Here is a 13,019-nt window from a genome sequence, read left to right as displayed (position 1 = left end):
GTGCCGTTGCTGTCGACGCTGTTCTTGGGGGCTCCCCCGCCCCCCTTTTTACGGATAGGTTTGAGGTCAAAAACATGAAAGCGATTCATTTTGGTGCAGGTAATATCGGTCGTGGCTTTATTGGTAAACTATTGGCAGATGCACAGGCGGAACTCACTTTTGCTGACGTAAACCAGCCGTTGGTCGATCAGCTTGCTCACCAACAAAGCTATCAGGTCAACGTCGTGGGTGAAAATGCACGCGTCGAACAGGTTAACCGCGTAAGCGCCATTCATAGCAACAGCGCTGATGCCATTCAACAAATTGCACAAGCAGATATCATCACCACCGCCGTTGGCCCGCAGGTTCTTAGCAAGATTGCCCATACGCTAGCGCAGGGGTTAATGGCTCGTCATAGCAATGGTAACCAACAGCCTATGAATATCATTGCGTGTGAAAATATGGTGCGTGGCACTAGCCAACTCAAACAGCATGTCCTCGAGGCAATACCCGCCGAGCTTCACACTTGGGTGGAAGAACACATCGGTTTTGTCGACTCTGCGGTAGACCGTATCGTGCCACCGAGCGCCGCAGCGAACGACGATCCGCTGGAGGTCACGGTTGAAACCTTTAGTGAGTGGATCGTTGATAGCACACAGTTCAAAGGCCAGTTGCCGCAAATTACCGGAATGGAGTCTACCGCTAACTTAATGGCCTACGTTGAGCGTAAACTCTTCACTCTTAACACTGGGCATGCGATCACCGCTTATCTTGGCCAGCTTGCGGGTTATCAAACCATTCGTGAAGCCATTCTCGATCCCGCGATTCGTACCGTGGTAAAAGGCGCAATGGAAGAAAGCGGTGCGGTGCTGATCAAGCGCTACAGCTTTGACCCCCAACAGCATGCGGCCTATATCGAAAAAATTCTTGGCCGTTTTGAAAACCCTTACCTGCATGATGATGTCGAACGTGTTGGGCGCCAACCACTGCGTAAACTTAGCGCCGGCGATCGCCTGATTAAGCCGCTACGAGGAACGCTTGAATACGGTCTTACCAACCACAATTTGATCATCGGTATTGCCGCCGCCTTGAGCTACCGCAGTCATCAAGATCCTCAGGCGTTAGAAATGACAACGCTCCTTAACGAAATAGGCGTAAGCAACACCGTGATGCAAGTTTGTGAGCTGGAAGATCAGCCAGAACTTGTCGCACAGATCGCTAATGTGTATAACGCCATGCAGCGCAAAGCATGATGTAACCCATATGATTGGAGTTGCGGCGAAGCGGCAACTCCAAATGAGAAGGGTAAAATGAAATTAAATCGCGTGCGTAACAGTGCACAACCTGAAAGAGAAAGGGAACTTCCGAGTGTCGCCGCCCCAGAAAAGCAACGATATCCGGGAAGTGAAGCAATGACTATGGCAACAATGGAAGAATCTGACCTTTATAAAAGCCAAGCTTTTGAAAACCGTATTCTTGAGCGCTTGAACGCTCGACAAACGGTAGCGGGTTTTATTCAGGCCACCGTAGGGCTGCTCGCCGAAGCGGTAGATCTTTTGGTTCTTCAAGCCTTTCGTAAAGATGACTATGCGGTGAAATATGCGGTGGAGCCCCTGCTGGAAGGAAGCGGCCCACTGGCTGATTTGCCCGTGCGGCTAAAGCTTATCTACGCGCTAGGCGTGATTAGCCGTGATGAATATGAAGACGTTGAGCTTCTACTCGCCCTCAACAACGAATTGAAGCATGAGAACAAGATCTACAGCTTTACCGACGATGAAATACTCGGGCCAATCAACATGCTACACAGCATGACCGCGCTTCCTCCGCAGCCCACGCTTCATTTGCCCGAAGACGTTGTTGATGATCTGCTAGTGAATATGCAAGAACAGCGTTATCAACAAATGGTTCGTTCAACGCTGGTGCTCAGCATCACCGATTTAGTCACTCGTTTGTGCCATAAGAAAGCCTTCTAATCTCCCCAGTTTTCAAGACTGGGGCGTCTTCTTTTCAGCCAATCCCCACATTAACGCCGACAGCTGTTAAACTATCTCCTAATCCCTAAAAGTATTGATGACCGGAAGATATGTCATGAAAGAAAAAGCAGAAATTAAACGCCTGAGCGACAAGCTGGACGCACTGCGTCGTAAAGAAGCTGGCCTGCTGTTACAAGAGATTGATTCTGTAACTACGCACGCGCTAGATGAGAACCGCACCGAGCAAGAAAAATTGAACGCAGAGATCGAGCGCCTGCGTGCCGTTCAAGCAAGCCATTTCAGCACCAAAGCACAGCAGCTTTTAAAGATGCCATTCAGCCGTGAAATCACCAAAAAAGAACAGGCTGATATGGGTTCTTTGAAAAAGGCCGTACGTGGTATCGAGGTGGTTCACCCAATGACGGCGCTAGGCCGTGAAATGGGCCTGAAAGTGGTTACTGGCTACGCGAAAAAAGAGTTCTAATCTTTTACTCTTAGCTGAAACAAACCCCGCACTGCGGGGTTTGTTTTATAACGCGATTAACTACCGATTACCGACGTAGCGTTTCTTCTTACCCGCATCTTCTTGATGTGCGCGTTCAATCTCTTCAGCAAGAATCTGCACACCCTTCTCGATTTGATCCGGTTCAGGAACATAGTTCATGCGCATACACTGATGCGTATGTGGCCACTCGTGTTCCAGACCAGGGAAGAAATAGTGCCCCGGTACCATCAATACGCCGCGTTGTTTAAGCCGCTGATACAAAATTTCCGTACTGATCGGCAGATCGATAAACCATAGCCACAGGAAAATCGCCCCCTCTGGCTTATGAATCAAACAGCGCTCTTCCGGTAAATAGCGACGAATCACTTCGATCGTCTGCTCTACACGCTGGCGATAAAACGGTTTGATCACCTCGTTGGATAGACGCAGCAAATCACCACGCTCAATCATCTCGAGCGCAATTGCGGGGCCAAGACTGCCAGGGGAAAGGCTGATAATTCCGTTCATGTTACTGATTGCGCTGATCACTTTCTCGTCAGCAATCACGATGCCGCAGCGAGAACCCGGTAATCCCAACTTCGACAGGCTCATGCACAGAATAATGTTAGGGTTCCACAGCGGATTTACATCAGAGAAGATAATTCCTGGGAACGGTAAACCGTAGGCGTTATCGATCAACAGAGGAATGTTGCGCTGCTGAGCCAGAGCATCAAGGCGAATAAGCTCTTCGTCGGTTAAAACATTCCCCGTTGGGTTAGTCGGACGAGAAACGCAAATCAGCCCAACATCATCGCCAATATTGAGATGTTCAAAATCAACGTGATATTTAAACTGGCCTTCAGGCAATAGCTCGATAGTGGGTTTCGCTGAAACAAACAGATCTTCGTCTAACCCAGCATCGGCATAACCAATATATTCGGGTGCCAATGGGAACAAAACCCGACGACGAGAACCGTCAGAAAGACGCCCGGCATACAAATTGAATAAGTAGAAAAACGCGCTTTGGCTGCCGTTTGTTAGTGCAATATTTTGTGCTTCTATTTGCCATCCAAACTCATCGCGCAGCATTTTGGCCAACGCCTGCAACAGCGCATCTTTACCTTGTGGGCCATCATAGTTGCACAACGCATCGGTGAGTTTGCCTTCATTCAACATATCCGCACAAAGTTGAGTGAAATAATCTGTCATCTGAGGGATTTTAGCCGGATTGCCGCCGCCAAGCATTATGGCGCCCGGCGTACGCAGGCCATCATTCAGATCGTCCATCAAACGGGTGATCCCCGCGTAGCGGGTAAATTTGTCGCCAAATACAGAAAAAGTCATGATAGCAATCACAGGTAATTATTAGGAAAAGACAACCGACACCATACCTGCTACACCCTGTACGAACAACCCGCATAAAATCATCGGTTTTTTATATAATTCTACATAAAACGTAAGATACAGAATAAAAAAAGGGCGCAGTTTCCTGCGCCAAAGAATGATTAGAGAGGGGTAGATCAGAGATGCTTATTAGTTACTAGTTTCAGCGTCACTTGCTGGGGTCTGGGCCTGCTCCAGTGCTGGAGTCGTTGTTTGCCCACCGATAGCAATATGCTGAGGCTGCAACGCTTCCGGTACATTACGCACCAGATCGATATTCAACAGCCCATTTTCAAACTTAGCACCATCTACGGTGAGATGTTCAGCCAAGGTAAAGGTTAAGTCGAACGCCTTATAAACCAGCCCCTGATGTAAATACTCCACCGGTTTTTCCGGCTGGGTTGGATTACCACGCACGGTTAAGCGCGGGCCTTCAACTTCAATATCCAGTTCGCTCTGCTTAAACCCGGCCAATGCCAGAGAGATGCGATAGTGGTTGTCGTCACTTTTCTCGATGTTGTATGGCGGGAAGCCTTGAGGCTCTAAGCCGCTTTGCATCGCATTGGCCAATTTATCGAAGCCAATCCACTGACGAAGTAACGGAGAAAGATCGTGATTACGCATAGATATAAACTCCTTCTGAGAAGCGAGATATTATTTACGGCTGCTTTATCAAAGTATAACAGCCGACCATTAGCCCCCCGTAGGCAGGCTATTTAATTTGATCTTTAACAGCTATTAACTACAGTTAATTACTTAATTTCAATCTTACGTGGCTGCAATGTTTCAGGAACAATGCGCTCTAAGTCGATATATAACAGCCCGTTTTCCAAGTTGGCACCTTTAATTTGAATATGTTCAGCCAACTGGAATTTACGTTCAAAGTTACGCTCAGCGATACCTTGATATAAATAAGTGCGTTCTTTGTCTGATGATTCGTGAGAACCTTTAACAATCAGTGTATTAGCCTGCGCAGTGATATCCAATTCATGCTCAGCAAAACCAGCAACCGCAATAGAAATACGATAGTGGTTGTCATCAACCAGCTCAACGTTGTAAGGAGGATATCCCCCGTTAGACTGGTTTTGACCTGACTCAATCAGGTTAAATAAACGGTCGAAGCCGATAGCAGAGCGATAAAGTGGAGATAAATCGTAGTTGCGCATAAAAATATGCCTCCTAATAAAATCAGCGAGGAAAAAATAATCTTCCATCATGGACAGACTATATAATCATTAAGCCAGAAACACCCTTACGGCATATTTCTCATTGGCCTGCTAATAAGATGGAGTCGGTGCGAAATTTTTCAAGCGTAAAAATTTAATTTTTATGAGAGCGCACGAATTGTTCAAATCACTGTCATAAACAGGCAAGATACAATCAGGTACACTATTTTTGTGAAGTGAGATAGCTGCCACAGAGCCAACGGATGGTTTTGCCAGTTTCTCGACACAGATGCTATAACTCAACAACTCTGGCTTAAGCACAGTGCAGCCATTATTGGGATGGATTTATGAGACAACGGATTAGATGCTTGACGATAACTCTGCTTGCTGGCACCACGCTGCTTGCGGGAGGCTGTTCCAGCGTCATGACCCGTGTTGGACCGAGTCAGGGTTATTATTCTGGTGCCAAAAACGACATCAAAATGATCAAAGATGATGATACTGGTTGGGCGATGACACCGCTTCTTGCTCTGGATCTACCGTTTTCTGCCGTGGTTGATACGCTGCTGCTGCCTTACGACTACTACCGTTCAGGCTCAAATCCAGAAAATGATTCTCCGCGTGCGCGCGTTTTGCGCGACGAACAAATCAGCGGAGTCAACAATGTTGCTCCGCATTATGAGTAAAACCGAAATCATGCCCAAATAGCACACTTGGGGATCGTTATCCGTTTAAGCTCACCACAAAAATTTGTGGCCAACCTGCAATCTCTCGCATAAATGCAACGTGGTTTCCATCGGGGGAGACCACAACGGCCTCTGCGCACGGCGGTTGCTCTGAACGCGCTGTCAAACGAGTCATTTCGCCTGAATGTACGCTGCATCGCACAACGCTATTATCCATCACGAAAAACAGCGACTCCCCATCAGGATGCCAGCTCAATGTCGACTGCACTGAATGCTTACCGTGCGTTATCTGCCGTGGCTCTCCACCATTAGGCGAAATAGTCCAAAGCTGAACCACGCCCGCATCATCTTGCATCAGGAAAGCAATTTCGGCACCGTTTGGTGAAGAACGCAGCCAATGGCGTGGTGTCGTTGCAATTCCAGGGAAAACGCGCTGATGAGTGAAGGTAATTCGACGCTGATGTACGTTTGCAGGCGGCGCCGGCAACCTATCTACGGTGCCTTGCAATGGGTATTTTCCCGCCTGCGAATAGGCTGCATTTTGCTCTGGCAGATCGACGATAAAGATCTCAGGAACTTTAGCGCCGTTATCACCAACGGTATCGCCGATAAAAGCCAAAGCCCAGCGCTGGCGAGTTCCATCCGGCTTTAGATAGCCCTCATTGCCAATCCATCCCTCTTCATAGGCGCGTGAAATCTGATCGCTTCCTGCCTGAGGATTAAGCGTAGTTTGACTCACCAGAACACAAAAGTGGCTGCCGTCATATTCGCGTGGATGTTGTTTCGGCACGTTAACCGCATGCAAAGGTATAGCAATACCCACATTACGCTGATCGAGCGCCACATCCTTTTCATGCATAACGTGATCGTTGTAGGTAAAACTCAGACGAGTGGCATCTGGGCTAAACACATGGACATGCGTTCCACCGCGTAGGGCGCCTGCGGTATAAGGCTCGGTAATATCCATCGCATCAAGCGTTTCAGCCAATTCTCTGTCTGGCTCACTGACAATCACGCCGCGCCGATGATGGAAATCATAATGCCAGTGGGCATCTGGATGTTCTGGGCCATGAATAAAAACGTAGCGTGTGGGTTGTTGAGGGCTTACCGTCACCACGCCAACATGTGCGCCATGCTGTGCGCGGTAAACGACTTCCACACGTCCATCATGAACATTCACACGCTCAATGCACAGCCCGGTAAAAGAGGCACCGCTAGGCCGTACATCGTATGCCAGCCACTCACTGTCTGGTGTCCAAACATTAATGTTGGTGAGTTGGTGCCCACGCGGATCGAATGTGAGTTGCTTTTCAGCATAGCGAGACATGATAGATTCCTTTAGCAAGGTAACGCATATCTCATTAGCATAAACTAAGCGGGGTTTTCGATCACTGAAGCTTGCGGATGTATTCCTCGTTGAAATCATCTTTGTTCAACGGACGTGAGAATAAAAATCCCTGAGCTAGCCTAACGCCATGTTTTAACATCAGTGACGTTTGGGCAAAAGTTTCGATACCTTCGGCAACCACATCGGTATCAAGCGACTGCGCTTTATCAATCAACTTAAGCGTTTCATCCATCGCGCCCTTCTTGAAACAAGAGCGATCTAGCTTTATGAAGTTCGTTTTTACCAGCTTCATTTTTTGCTCAGCTTCGTCAGCGCTGGTCACGTCATCCCAAGCCAGAAGGAAACCATACTCTTGTAGCTGAGCGGCATTATGTTGCCCATTGATATCGGGATGCCCCTGCGTTTCAGTCAGTTCAAGCATCACTCTATCAGCAGGGATTTTATATTTTTCAGCCAGTTGAATAACGGTTTGTGCAAATCCCAGTTCATTAAGTTGCACAAGAGAAATATTGACGCTTAGGATATAGAGGAAATTATTAGGGATCAGTACTTCAGACATATATTTAAATGTCTGATCAATAACATAGCTGCCTAAATAAATTATGCCGCCGTTCTCTTCTAGCTGATGAATAAATAAATTCGGCGCAACAATATTGCGACGATAAAAACCTCGAACTAAAACCTCTGCCCCTACACATTTAAAGCTAGAGAGATCAAAGACTGGCTGTAAGAAAATATCCACCGTCAGGTTAAGGCTATTTTCCATGACTTTTTTTATAACAAAATTTGCACTTTTTTCCATTGCGAGTTCCAGCCGAGTGTCCAATCTAGGTTAGAGGCGACACGTCGGCCAGAAAACTTAATGAAATAGCGCTATTTAGAAAAGTCTTATTAATGATGAAGTTTGAATATCAATCTATTCGTTTCACATCCCCGACTAAGAATATGTATGAGAGAGCACCAATCAATGCCACAGAGGCAATGTAGGTTAATGAAGGCGCAAAACCATAATATTGAGCCAAATAACCCACAACCAGTGGAACGGTAATGCCGCCTAAACCACCAATGAAATTAAACACGCCTCCGGTGAGCCCAATTAACCGCATCGGCGCCAAGGACGAAATTAGCGACCACGTAATAGACGCAAACCCGTTGCCGAAGAATGCCAATGCCATCAGGATCATAATCCACATAGGGTCATTGGTATAATTCGCACCAATAATGCAGGTGGATAACAACAGGCCACAGATAATTGGAGTTTTTCGAGCAAAACCAATCGATTTCCCGCTTTTCAGTAATTTATCCGCCACAATACCAGAAAGGATCACCCCAAAAAAAGCAGCCATAAACGGCACCGTTGTCATAAAGCCAGCGGTCAACGCGGTAATATGCTTTTCTTGAGTGAGGTAATTTGGGAACCACGTTAGGAAAAACCATAGCGTTGAGGCAATGGCGAACTGGCCAATATAAACCCCCACTAATTTGCGGTGAAACACCAGCTTCCAGTCTGCCGTTGTTAAAGGCGCAGTCTCTTTTTTCCCTGTCGCAACGTCGCCATCAACCATGCCACCACCGTTAGCAATATGGTCAATCTCAGCCTGATTGGCGAACTTACTTTTGCGTGGAGCCTGATAGGCGAAGCGCCATATTACAGCCCAAAGAATACCAACTGCACCCGTCACGATAAATACCCAGTGCCAGCTGGTTTTCTCTTGCAACCAAATCAACAAAGGAGTTAAAAACGCTAAACCTACAAATTGCCCAGACGTATAAAATCCCACCGCAGAAGCACGTTCTTGCTCAGGGAACCAGCTAGTGACAATGCGGTTATTGGTTGGAAAAGCCGGAGCTTCAAACATGCCGGTTACCGCACGTAGGGTGATCAGCGATACCAACCCGTTGGCAAAACCTTGGAATAAGGTTCCAATAGACCATCCCATAATAGCGATAAAATAGGTGGTCTTGGCCCCCATACGATCGAGAAAGCGCCCGCCCGGTATTTGGCATAAAGTGTATGTCCATGCAAACGCCGAGAAAATATATCCCATCTCTGATTTACTAATCCCAAACTCCGCTTGAATATGCGCAGAAGCAACGGCCAGATTAGCGCGATCGACATAACAAATCACAACGGTAATAAAAATCATCAATAGCGTTAAATAACGCCTTTTTGTAGGAACAGAAGACAGTGTTATATCACTCATATTCTTCTCACTTATAATATCGGAGTATCTATATTTGAATAGCGTAATTATTTAACGCCGACTCTAGGCGTCACGATCCCCTGCGAGAAAGATACGCCGTTTAATATTTATTATTCTTTAATAACGCATCCCCTAAATAATTCGAGTTGCATAAAGGCGGCAACTGAGCGAATCCCTAGGAGCTTACATAAGTAAGTGACTAGGGTGAACGAAGGCAGCTAACGCATATGCGGCTCGAAGTATGACGGGGATCACCATTCGGCGATGGCACCATCGGGATACCGCCAAACCGGATTATGCCAGTCAGGAGCATTTTTGCTGCGCTCTATCACCATTTCTTCATTAATTTCAACGCCAAGGCCGGGCTTATTCAGAGGATAAAAATGACCATCAATCATATTGAAATCTTCTTTATTCACCACGTAATCAAGCAGTTCAGCACCTTGGTTGTAGTGAATGCCCATGCTTTGTTCTTGTAATACGGCATTACGAGCCACAAAATCCAAATGTAAGCACGAAGCCAGCGCAATCGGGCCTAAAGGACAATGTGGTGCAAGTGCAACATCATAGGACTCCGCCATGGCGGCAATTTTGAAGCACTCGGTAATACCCCCCGCGTGAGAAAGATCGGGTTGTACAATCGCCAAACCGCCATCAGCTAATACCCGCTTAAAATCAAAGCGTGAATACATACGCTCACCCGCGGCAATAGGGATATGTGTTTGAGCTGCTAGGCGAGAATAATATTCAGCTTGTTCAGCCAACACGGGCTCTTCGATAAATAGAGGACGATAAGGCTCTAACTCTTTAATAAGGATTTTAGCCATCGGCGCATCGACGCGACCATGAAAATCCAAACCAAACTCAATGTGATTACCAAATTCAGCTCGGATTTCTGCTACCACTTCAACCGCTGCATCCACTTTACGGGCGTTATCAATAATGCCCATTTCCTCACAGCCGTTGAGCTTAAAGGTATCAAACCCAGCCGCTGTGAGTTTTTTAATACCATCAATGACATCAGATGGCCGATCGCCACCAACCCAGCTGTAAGCTTTAATTTTGTCGCGAACTAATCCGCCGAGCAGTTGGTACACCGGTGCACCCAATGCTTTGCCTTTAATGTCCCACAACGCCTGATCAATACCTGAAATAGCGCTCATTAAAATAGGGCCGCCGCGATAAAAGCTACCACGGTAAAGCATTTGCCAAATATCATTAATTCGCGCAGGGTCTTGCCCAATTATAAACTCACCGAGCTCATGCACTGCGGCTTCAACGCTTTTAGCTTTGCCCTCGATAACGGGCTCACCCCAACCAACGATGCCTTCATCGGTTTCTATCTTTAAAAACATCCACCTAGGCGGTAAACGGTAGGTGGTTAATTTAGTAATTTTCATTGTATTGCATCCTTATATGCTTTCACGAAAGCCTTTGCTTGCTGAGCGGTTCGCTCTACGCTCTGCCCTGCACGATACAAATCACCGCCTAAACCCGCACCAATACAGCCCGCGTTAAGATATTCATGTAAGTTTTCCGGCGTAACGCCACCAACGGCAAACACGGGAATTTCAGCGGGAAGAACCGCTTTAAGCGCTTTCACATAATCAGGGCCAAATGCCGCCGAAGGAAAAATTTTTAACGCCTGCGCGCCTGCATCTATTGCATGAAACGCTTCTGTTGCCGTGGCGCATCCGCAACAGACCAACATCTGGCACTCAACCGCACGGCGGATAACATCAGGCTCAGTGTTTGGCGTCACAACCAGCTTGCTGTTCAGCGTATGTAACCGCTCAACGTGTTCTGGTTTTAATACAGTACCCGCACCGATCAGCGCTTGGTGTCCAAAAAGCGTCACCGCCAGTGCGATACTTTTTTCCCACTCCGGTGAATTTAGCGGGATCTCTATGGCATCAAATCCAGCGTCTAATAACGCGGTGATATGTGCTTCAACCTCTTGCGGCTTAATCCCGCGCAAGATGGCAATCAACGGCAGTTTAGTAACCCAAGACATTTGCAACACTCCTTATCCCAGCCTGAAACGCAATATCCCCTTCAATCGCTTGGTAATTTATACCGGCGAATTTCAATGCCAGTGCATAACGCTCGGTCAATTTTTGGCTACCGATCAGCGTAATATCATCGTGGGAGCTCAATGCGTAATCCTGCTGCATCTGGGCGACTTCATTGCCAATTAATATGCCGGACAACCAATCGCTCACCGTGCTTTTATCTCTTCTTCCCAGCAGATGCGCGGCACGTGTTTCAAATAAACAGCGCAAAATATTGGCGTCATTGAATCCTATTTCCATTCCCTGCTGGAACGCCTCTGGAGAAGCCAATTGTTCACCAATACCCACACCGATAAGGCCGTGTTGTAAAAGTAAATAGTGCAGCTCACCGGTAATCACCGTGCGGAAATCATCAACGCAGTCATCCGACAGATGTACCCATTTACTGTGGGTACCAGGCATAACATAACGAGAGGATGCATGTATTTTATGCGCACCGATAAGCTGTGTTTCCTCTCCCCGCATCACGTTGGAATTGTCAGGGCGATCGATACATAGCCCCGGAATAATGCGGATATCGGGCATATTCGGTGAATGGACGGCGGTAAGATGATGAGCAATTTCACCCAGTGAAACAGGGCAAGGGAGATAAGGAGCCGCTTGCCATCCTGCATTGCTCCCCACCATTCCAGCCATCAACGTGGGCAACTCGCCATAATCTTGAAACCATGGCTGCATGAGGCGAGCAAAAACCTGCTGCGGAGTTTGCCCTTGCAAACGGGTTACGCCAGATTCTGAATTAAGAGAATCCATGCATAACCCTTGCTTATAAATCCATGCTCGGAGATTGGTCGATCCCCAATCAATCGCTATAAAGCTTTCATTCATGTCTCATCCTTTAATCTCCTCGTCGAACTCGCAATCATTGCAAGCGCCGCCTGTTCTGCTGCATCCGCATTCTGATGACGAATCGCATCGTACAAAGCCTGATGCTCGCGCAGTGTTCTCGGCATATTGCCTTCATCGGGCATATACGTACGCTCAAAAACCGCCCGTTGTAGTGAGCTGATTGCCACATTTAACTGCTGTAAAACAGGGTTATGCACAGAGGACAATACGGCTTCGTGGAAGCGAATATCAGCCTCGTTAAATGCATTAAAATCTTGGTGATGCTGATTCATATCATTTAGCGCGGCCTCTATTGCCGCGAGTTCGCTGGAGGTTGCTCTCTCAGCAGCCCAGCGAGCAATCGAAGGTTCTACCAAATTACGCACCTCACTCAATGCACTAATCAGACGAGGGTCATAATCATTAGCAAGTACCCACTGCAGCACGTCTGTATCCAAGTAGTTCCATTGATTACGCGCAGCTACAAAGGCACCGCGATAGCGCTTCACCTCAACCAACCGTTTCGCCGTAAGCGCTCGAAGCACTTCACGAATAATGTTGCGTGAGGTTTGGAACTCCTCACACATCTCAGCTTCTGACGGCAGAGATGAGCCAGGCACATACTTCCCACTGATAATCTGCTGACCAATCTCAGCAATAATGCGATCGGTTTTACTCAATTCAGTCTTGTTCATAATTTTCCACTTGGAGGCTCGTAACGTTCCTCCTACTTTACCGTCAAGTGAGCAAAATAACTGCGCTAATGCAGTACAAAACCAAAACATCACCTCATAACCGCTGCACCATTGTAGTATCAAACTTAAATTTGGTACTACAATTTGGATCACAAAATAGACAATACGAATTCATTTTACGCCGTGGCTAAAACACTCTCA

The 13,019-nt window shown here is 47.1% G+C and carries 14 protein-coding genes; 4 read left to right on the top strand and 10 right to left on the bottom strand.

Features of this window, described 5'->3' with window-relative positions:
* Positions 1 to 74 precede the first annotated feature (74 nt).
* From RSC70_RS15135 to RSC70_RS15125, 3 genes are all read left to right on the top strand, one after another.
* Positions 75 to 1,232 carry a mannitol-1-phosphate 5-dehydrogenase gene (locus RSC70_RS15135; RefSeq protein WP_332542937.1) on the top strand — a complete coding sequence of 386 codons (1,158 nt, stop codon included), beginning with the start codon at positions 75 to 77 and terminating at the stop codon, positions 1,230 to 1,232.
* 159 nt (positions 1,233 to 1,391) lie between these two features.
* A complete protein-coding gene (locus tag RSC70_RS15130) occupies positions 1,392 to 1,952 on the top strand; it encodes an MltR family transcriptional regulator (RefSeq protein WP_332542936.1) in 561 nt (186 codons plus the stop codon).
* A gap of 115 nt (positions 1,953 to 2,067) precedes the next feature.
* Positions 2,068 to 2,436: a YibL family ribosome-associated protein gene (locus RSC70_RS15125; RefSeq protein ID WP_282815140.1), complete on the top strand. Its 369-nt coding sequence runs from the start codon at positions 2,068 to 2,070 to the stop codon at positions 2,434 to 2,436.
* 60 nt (positions 2,437 to 2,496) lie between these two features.
* Here RSC70_RS15125 and RSC70_RS15120 read toward each other — a convergent pair whose 3' ends face one another.
* The 3 genes from RSC70_RS15120 to ibpA form a co-directional block, all read right to left on the bottom strand.
* The gene (locus tag RSC70_RS15120) at positions 2,497 to 3,780 is read right to left on the bottom strand and encodes a valine--pyruvate transaminase (protein WP_040045268.1); all 1,284 of its coding nucleotides are present in this window, start codon (positions 3,778 to 3,780) and stop codon (positions 2,497 to 2,499) included.
* A 189-nt stretch (positions 3,781 to 3,969) separates the two neighbouring features.
* Entirely contained in the window at positions 3,970 to 4,443 is a 474-nt protein-coding gene (gene ibpB, locus RSC70_RS15115) for a small heat shock chaperone IbpB (protein WP_332542935.1), read from the bottom strand.
* A 128-nt stretch (positions 4,444 to 4,571) separates the two neighbouring features.
* Complete coding sequence (ibpA, locus tag RSC70_RS15110; protein WP_332542934.1) at positions 4,572 to 4,985, bottom strand: small heat shock chaperone IbpA; 414 nt, start codon at positions 4,983 to 4,985, stop codon at positions 4,572 to 4,574.
* Positions 4,986 to 5,332: 347 nt separating this feature from the next.
* Between ibpA and RSC70_RS15105 the strand changes: the two genes are divergently transcribed.
* Positions 5,333 to 5,671: a YceK/YidQ family lipoprotein gene (locus tag RSC70_RS15105; RefSeq protein ID WP_332542933.1), complete on the top strand. Its 339-nt coding sequence runs from the start codon at positions 5,333 to 5,335 to the stop codon at positions 5,669 to 5,671.
* A 37-nt stretch (positions 5,672 to 5,708) separates the two neighbouring features.
* Here the strand turns inward: RSC70_RS15105 and RSC70_RS15100 are convergent, their stop codons facing one another.
* The 7 genes from RSC70_RS15100 to RSC70_RS15070 form a co-directional block, all read right to left on the bottom strand.
* Positions 5,709 to 6,998, bottom strand: a complete 1,290-nt coding sequence (locus RSC70_RS15100; RefSeq protein WP_332542932.1) for a DUF3748 domain-containing protein — start codon at positions 6,996 to 6,998, stop codon at positions 5,709 to 5,711.
* Between the two features lie 61 nt (positions 6,999 to 7,059).
* The gene (locus tag RSC70_RS15095) at positions 7,060 to 7,821 is read right to left on the bottom strand and encodes an EAL domain-containing protein (RefSeq protein WP_332542931.1); all 762 of its coding nucleotides are present in this window, start codon (positions 7,819 to 7,821) and stop codon (positions 7,060 to 7,062) included.
* 109 nt (positions 7,822 to 7,930) lie between these two features.
* Positions 7,931 to 9,223 carry an MFS transporter gene (locus RSC70_RS15090; protein WP_332542930.1) on the bottom strand — a complete coding sequence of 431 codons (1,293 nt, stop codon included), beginning with the start codon at positions 9,221 to 9,223 and terminating at the stop codon, positions 7,931 to 7,933.
* A gap of 251 nt (positions 9,224 to 9,474) precedes the next feature.
* Entirely contained in the window at positions 9,475 to 10,623 is a 1,149-nt protein-coding gene (gene dgoD, locus RSC70_RS15085; RefSeq protein ID WP_282815144.1) for a galactonate dehydratase, read from the bottom strand.
* A complete protein-coding gene (locus tag RSC70_RS15080; RefSeq protein WP_103008757.1) occupies positions 10,620 to 11,237 on the bottom strand; it encodes a 2-dehydro-3-deoxy-6-phosphogalactonate aldolase in 618 nt (205 codons plus the stop codon). The genes dgoD and RSC70_RS15080 overlap by 4 nt, the downstream gene beginning before the upstream one ends.
* Positions 11,221 to 12,123, bottom strand: coding sequence for a 2-dehydro-3-deoxygalactonokinase (locus RSC70_RS15075; protein ID WP_234618848.1), 903 nt, complete (start codon positions 12,121 to 12,123; stop codon positions 11,221 to 11,223). The genes RSC70_RS15080 and RSC70_RS15075 overlap by 17 nt, the downstream gene beginning before the upstream one ends.
* Complete coding sequence (locus RSC70_RS15070; protein ID WP_063586120.1) at positions 12,120 to 12,818, bottom strand: FadR/GntR family transcriptional regulator; 699 nt, start codon at positions 12,816 to 12,818, stop codon at positions 12,120 to 12,122. Before RSC70_RS15070 ends, RSC70_RS15075 begins: the two co-directional genes overlap by 4 nt.
* Between the last annotated feature and the right edge of the window lie 201 nt (positions 12,819 to 13,019).

Origin of the sequence: Hafnia sp. (assembly GCF_036648275.1) — a bacterium.
In the GTDB taxonomy this organism is placed as follows: Bacteria; Pseudomonadota; Gammaproteobacteria; order Enterobacterales; family Enterobacteriaceae; genus Hafnia; species Hafnia alvei.
This window is presented reverse-complemented; position numbering and strand designations above follow the sequence as displayed.